Source organism: Pseudomonas sp. Fl4BN1 (assembly GCF_009908285.1).
Taxonomy (GTDB): domain Bacteria; phylum Pseudomonadota; class Gammaproteobacteria; order Pseudomonadales; family Pseudomonadaceae; genus Aquipseudomonas.
The window spans coordinates 21,249-27,345 of the sequence record NZ_JAAARM010000057.1; the positions used below are offsets into that span (position 1 = coordinate 21,249).

The following is a 6,097-nucleotide window of genomic DNA, read 5'->3' on the forward strand; positions in this document are numbered from 1 at the left end:
CCAGGGCTGCCCCGCTCCTGCTGCGGCTCAGGCCCCGGCCATGGAGGCTCATGGAGTGTCCGGCTGATGCAGGCCGAAACACACCCCCTGGGGATCGCGGCACAGGCAGAACCGGCCGAAGCCGGGCTCAGGGTCGCTGACCTCGCCGGTATGGCCGCCCAGGGCCTGGACCTGCAAGACGCTGCTCGCCAGGTCATCGACCCGAAAATACAGGACCATGCACGACTGGGGGTCGTCACCGTGAACGCCGACCCGGACCGAAGGCGTCTGTAACCAGGCGTTCTGGAGAGCGCCCATTGGCTGCGGCGACCAACCGAACAATTGCTGGAAGAAAACCAACGCCTGACTACCATCAGGCGCACCAATTTCCACATGAGAAAGGCTACCGAACATACGTCCTCCACACTCACCGAGACAGAGGCGCCACTGTCCGTCGGGAACCCTCAGCGAGTCTTGAATAAAACTGACCTGGGAGCCGAAACATCCTGCGTGTCCAGCAAGGATGCCGGCTTGCCGGGAATGTCCGCCCACCCGGCCCGGGCGTAGGCCGCCGGAGAACAGCCAATAAACACCTGGAAATCCCGATTCAAGTGGCTCTGATCGCTGTACCCGCACAGCAAAGCCACCTGCACCAGTTCCAGCGCCGGCGCCGATTCCAGCAACTGCTGTGCGCGGGCAAAGCGAATATGCCGGGCACAGGCCTTAGGCCCTTGTCCCAGATAGGCCTTGAAGCGACTGGCGAAATGCCGCCCGCTGTAACCGGCCTGCTCGCTCAGATGGCGTATCGGAATGCCTCCAGCACTGTGCTGCAGCGCCTCCCAGGCCCGGCGCAGCATTTCCGGCACCTCACGCCGAGAGCGCTGCATGCGCTCGGCAAGGAAAGCCTCGACCCGGAGCAAGCGACTTGTCCAACAAGGGATTTCATCCAACGCCTCGACCAACAAGGCAATCGACGGCCCCCACAGCTCCCGCAGATCCAGCCAGGGGCTGGCAAGCACCTGTTCGTCGCCCTGAAACAGGCGATACGCGGCCCAGGGCGGTAGTTCCACCTCAATGCATGAATGAGCACCGCTCTGCTCGACAATCACCGGCCCGGCCGGGCGGCTCACCACGAATGCCTGACAACGGTCGTTCCGGGCACCTGCGGCCAGCCCATAAGGGGAAGACAGTCCGATAATCAGCTTGACCCGTGGCTGAGCCACTTCCAGGCGCCGAACGGTGCCTGGCAGTATCTCGCTGAAGCCGTACAACCGGCAGCCCCAGGGACGCAGGCTGATGGCATCAAAGCCTGTCATGTAGTGCGCAACTGAGGAAGGCTGCATTGGCATGGTATTCACTCCCGGCTGTGGTGCGGTTTCGGCGCTTGAGCATAAGCGATCGCAGCAGCCGGGCCATGGGCCACCTCCTGCATCTGTAGGATGGTTATCTTGCGGCCAGCCGCCGATACTCGTCCCAGGCCCTGCCCACGTCTCCCAGGCGTAACGGTCCTTCACCCCTTCAGTGACGAAAATAATAACAACGTCGCACAGAGGTACAGACCCATGAACCGACCCGATCATGCCGCGGCCAGTCTGTTGCAAGCCTTCAGCGAACTGACCCTGGAACTGCAGCAACTGGCGCAGAACAAGGACATCGAGCACCTTCACCAGCATGCCCTCGCACGCATCAACAAGCTGTTGCCCTTCGACAGCGCCTGGTGGGGCCGCGCCGCACTGGTAGATGGCCTGCCGGATGAACACAGCTGCTACCTGTACCGCCTGCCACCCAGCTACCTGCCGGATTGGCAGTCGATCCGCCACACCGATATCACCGTGAGCCGGGTCCACGAAGTTCCGGGGCGCGCGGTGATCGTCGACATGGCCGACCCGGACAACGGTCCCGGCCTCAACTGGCTGGGCCACCTGTACAACATCGGCGAATTGCTGTGCGTGGTGCACATCGACCCCCATACCCACTTGAGCAACCACCTAGCCCTGTACCGCGCCCCGGGTGCGCCACGCTTCAACCAGGATGACTGCCAGCTGTTGAACAACTTGATGCTGCATCTGGTGGCGGCTGTATCGGCCAATCAGATCCGTACCCTGGTGGCCATGCGCGAGAAGCTCACCCGCCCGCGCAACCTGGCCCTGGCGGTGTGCGACCCACGCGGTGTGCTGCAGTGCGCCGAGCGCGGCTTCGTCGAGCTGCTGCTCAACGAATGGCCACAGTGGAGTGGCCCACAACTGCCCATGGAGCTTGGTGCCAATGGCTTCGAGGGCAAGTGCCTGCAGGTTGAATCCTCGGCGGTGGGCGACCTGTACCTGCTGGCAGCCCGCAGCCGCATCCTGCTGCCCAAGCTCAGCCCCCGGGAAAACGCTGTCGCCCAATGTTTCGGTGATGGCAAGACCTACAAGGAAGTGGCCCGGGACCTGGGCATTTCACCCAACACCGTGCGCCATCACATCCGTGTCATCTACAGCAAGCTCGGGGTCAAGGACAAAACCCGCATTGCCCAGTTACTGCACGCCCCGCCCGACTGACCCAGCACCCTGATCGCTCCTGACTTTGGTTGTCGTTTTTGACCGCCACGGGCAGCCTTTGCCCTTTTTTCCGCCCACTGCCGTGTGCCGGCGAGCCGTTCGCCGAACAACAACTCCAACAAGAGACGCACCGCCCATGACAAGGATCCTCAGCCGCACCACCGTCGCCGTGGCAGGCACCCTGGCCAGCCTGTCGCTGAACGCCGCGGACCTCAACGCCCGGGACTTCTTCGCCGCACCGCCAGGCACCAGCCTCGGCGTGCTGTACCTGCCGGCTACCCGCGCCGATGACTTCCACGGCCCCGCCGACAGCACCGGCAAGGCCGACCTGCGAGTCAATGCCATGGCCTACCGCCAGGTGTTCTTCAGCGACCTGTGCGGCACCCTGTGTACCCCGCAGTTCATCGTGCCCTTTGCCGATATCAACGCACGTTTGCCCGGCGCCGAACGCCGCACCGGCGAAAGCGGTTTCGGCGACCCTCAGGTCGGCGGCACCCTGTTTTTCATCAACCAGCCCGAGACCCGCACCTACAGCGGCCTACTGACCCTGGTCACACTGCCTCTGGGCGAATACCACAGCCGCAACCCGGACGTGTCGCCGGGGGCCAACCGCTGGGGCACGACCTTTGTCTACAACTACACCCAGGGCCTGGGTGAGAAGTGGGTACTGGAAGCCAACCTTGAAGCCCAGCTCTACGGCAGCAACAACGACTACTTCGGCAGCGAGCTGAAACAGGATCCGCTCTATCGCCTGCAGGCCTTCGCCTCCTACGACTTCACCTCCAGCACCTACGGTGCCCTGCGCCTGATCCACGCCGATGGCGGCGAACTGCGGATCAACGACCGTCGTATCGACGACACCCACAAGCGCTACACCCAGGTCGGATTCGAGGTCGGGCACTGGCTCGACAAGCAAAACCAACTGATGTTCGGCCTGTCGCGCAACGTCGCCACCGACAACGGCTATGCCGGCACGGATGCCCTGCTGCGCCTGGTCCATGTGTTCTGAACCCACCTCTCCCGGAGTCTGTCCATGAACACCCAGAACCCTGCCTTGAGCACCACCGCACGCACCACTCAGCAACCCCTGGGAATGCTGGCGGCCATTGTGCTGTTCGCTGCCATCACGCCCGCCGTGCTGTTGATGGCCCCGGCCATCGCCGCACAACTGGCCAGCCAGTGGCAATTGAGCCCGACACAGATCGGCGACCTGTTCTCCGCCGAACTGGGGGCCATGAGCCTGGCCACGCTGCCCGCCATCTGGTGGCTGAAACACATCGACTGGCGCCGTGCCGCGCTGTGCAGCGCCCTGCTGTTCATCACCGCCAACCTGTTGTCGATGCTTGCCGATGATTACTCACTGTTGCTGATCACGCGCTTCTGCAGCGCCCTGGCCGGCGGCTCGCTGATGATCATCTGCCTGGCCAGCGCCGCCGCCAGCCCCAGCCCCAGTCGCGCCTATGGCTTCTGGGTGATGGGCCAACTGGCGCTGGGGGCCATCGGCCTGAGCCTGTTGCCGATGCTCTTCGAGCGCTTTGGCCTGGGTGCCTGCTACCTGATCCTGGCCTTGCTGATGACCTTGTGCCTGCCCCTGGCCCGCTGCTTTCCTGCAGGCGCTGCGCACGAGGCGGCCGACGCCCCGAAGGCGCCAGCGATCTCCTGGATCAAGGCGGCGCTGGGGATTCTCGGCATCCTCACGTTCTACATCAGCCTCAGCGGCGTCTGGACCTTCATCGGCGCCATTGGCAGCCAGTCCGGCCTCTCGGCGCAGACCAACGGCGACATCCTGGCCATCGCCACCCTGATGGGCATCGTCGGCGCGCTGTGCGCCACCCTGTTCGGCGACCGTCTGCCTCGCGGCGCCCTCCTGCTGCTGGGCTACGGGCTGATGGCGGCCTCGGTGCTGCTGCTCCTGGGGCAACCGCAACTGGCGCGCTTCGCCCTGGCGGCAGTGGTGTTCAAGTTCACCTGGACCTTCATCCTGCCGCTGATCCTGGCACGCATGGCCGAGATGGATCGCAGCGGCCGGCTGATGAACGCCTCCAACCTGGTGATCAGCGCCGGCCTGGCAATCGGCCCGACACTGGCCGGGCGCCTGATCGAAAGCAGCGGTGGTTTCCAGGGCCTGCTGCTGGGTGGCGCGGTGATCACCTTGCTGTCGCTGGCCCTGGTGCTCAGTTGCCGACCCTCTCGCTAAGCCCTTGGCGCGCCCTGGGGCAACTTCGGTGGTACGACCACCGATACGTCACAGGGCGGCGCAAGTACCCCCCCCGTTTCCTTGAAAGATGGATATCACCATGACCTGCAAAACCGCTTTTTTCTTCGATGAACTCTGTCTCTGGCACAGCGGCGGCCCCCACGTCCTGACCTTGCCGGTGGGCGGCTGGGTGCAGCCACCAGCCGCCGCAGGACACGCCGAATCGCCGGAAACCAAGCGCCGCTTGAAAAGCCTGATGGACGTCTCGGGGCTGACCCGGCAACTGCAACTGCGCAGTGCCACAGCGGCCACCGAGGAGGACCTGTTGCGGGTCCACAGTGCCGACTACCTGCACCGTTTCAAGGCCTTGAGCGACGCCGGCGGCGGTCACCTCGGGGACGAGGCGCCAGTGGGCCCCGGCAGCTACGAAATCGCCAAGCTGTCCGCCGGGCTGGCCATGGCCGCGGTGGACGCGGTGCTCAGCGGCGAGGCCGACAATGCCTATTCCCTGTCCCGTCCACCAGGACACCACTGCAGCGCCGACCAGGCCATGGGGTTCTGCTTCCTGGCCAACATCGCCATCGCCATCGAGGCCGCCAAGGCCCGCCATGGACTGGGCAAGGTCGCGGTGATCGACTGGGACGTGCACCACGGCAACGGCACCCAGTCGATCTTCGAGGAGCGAACCGACGTGCTGACCCTGTCCCTGCACCAGGACGGCTGCTTCCCGCCGGGTTACGGCGGTGAGCATGAGCGCGGACGCGGCGCTGGCCTGGGCTACAACATCAACGTCCCGCTGCTTCCCGGCGGCGGCCATGACGCCTACCTGCACGCGATGCAGCGCATTGTCCTGCCGGCCCTGGAGCGCTTTGAGCCGCAACTGATCATCGTCGCCTGCGGCTATGACGCCAACGCCGTGGACCCGCTGGCGCGGATGCTGCTGCACAGCGACTCCTTTCGCGAGATGACCCAGTGCCTGCGGGACGCCGCCGAACGCCTGTGCGAGGGACGTCTGGTGTTGGTGCATGAGGGTGGCTACTCCGAGGCCTACGTGCCGTTTTGCGGACTGGCCACGCTGGAGGCGCTCTCGGGTATCCGTACTGCGGTCCAAGACCCGATGCTGGAGTTCGTGCGCCTGCAGCAACCCAGGGAGCCCCTGCTGAGCTTTCAACGCCAGTTACTCGACCGCCAGGCCGAGGCCATTGCGGCCACTGATCGCTGACTTGCCCGGATTTCGCCCATGACCAACGTTCACCGGTGTGCTGCTGAGCATCCGCTGCTCGCCGTGTAACACTCAACCACCCCGGAAGCTCGGTTCCAGAGCTTCTGGGGCTATTGCTCCCCGCCGCTCGCGGCGCCCCGTTCCGCCCCCGCCTGCCTG

6 protein-coding genes are annotated in these 6,097 nt (G+C 64.9%); 4 read left to right on the plus strand and 2 right to left on the minus strand.

Translation table 11 applies throughout. The features are described from left to right. Positions 1–48 precede the first annotated feature (48 nt). Positions 49–393, minus strand: a complete 345-nt coding sequence (locus GV818_RS32355; RefSeq protein WP_161778579.1) for a VOC family protein — start codon at positions 391–393, stop codon at positions 49–51. 50 nt (positions 394–443) lie between these two features. Continuing rightward, a complete protein-coding gene (locus GV818_RS32360; protein WP_161757135.1) occupies positions 444–1,328 on the minus strand; it encodes an AraC family transcriptional regulator in 885 nt (294 codons plus the stop codon). A 213-nt stretch (positions 1,329–1,541) separates the two neighbouring features. Between GV818_RS32360 and GV818_RS32365 the strand changes: the two genes are divergently transcribed. From GV818_RS32365 to GV818_RS32380, 4 genes are all read left to right on the plus strand, one after another. Continuing rightward, a complete protein-coding gene (locus GV818_RS32365) occupies positions 1,542–2,519 on the plus strand; it encodes a helix-turn-helix domain-containing protein (protein ID WP_161778580.1) in 978 nt (325 codons plus the stop codon). Between the two features lie 136 nt (positions 2,520–2,655). After that, entirely contained in the window at positions 2,656–3,528 is an 873-nt protein-coding gene (locus tag GV818_RS32370) for a transporter (RefSeq protein ID WP_161757137.1), read from the plus strand. Between the two features lie 24 nt (positions 3,529–3,552). Continuing rightward, the gene (locus GV818_RS32375; protein WP_161778581.1) at positions 3,553–4,716 is read left to right on the plus strand and encodes an MFS transporter; all 1,164 of its coding nucleotides are present in this window, start codon (positions 3,553–3,555) and stop codon (positions 4,714–4,716) included. Positions 4,717–4,816: 100 nt separating this feature from the next. After that, entirely contained in the window at positions 4,817–5,938 is a 1,122-nt protein-coding gene (locus tag GV818_RS32380) for a class II histone deacetylase (protein ID WP_178125230.1), read from the plus strand. Positions 5,939–6,097 lie beyond the last annotated feature (159 nt).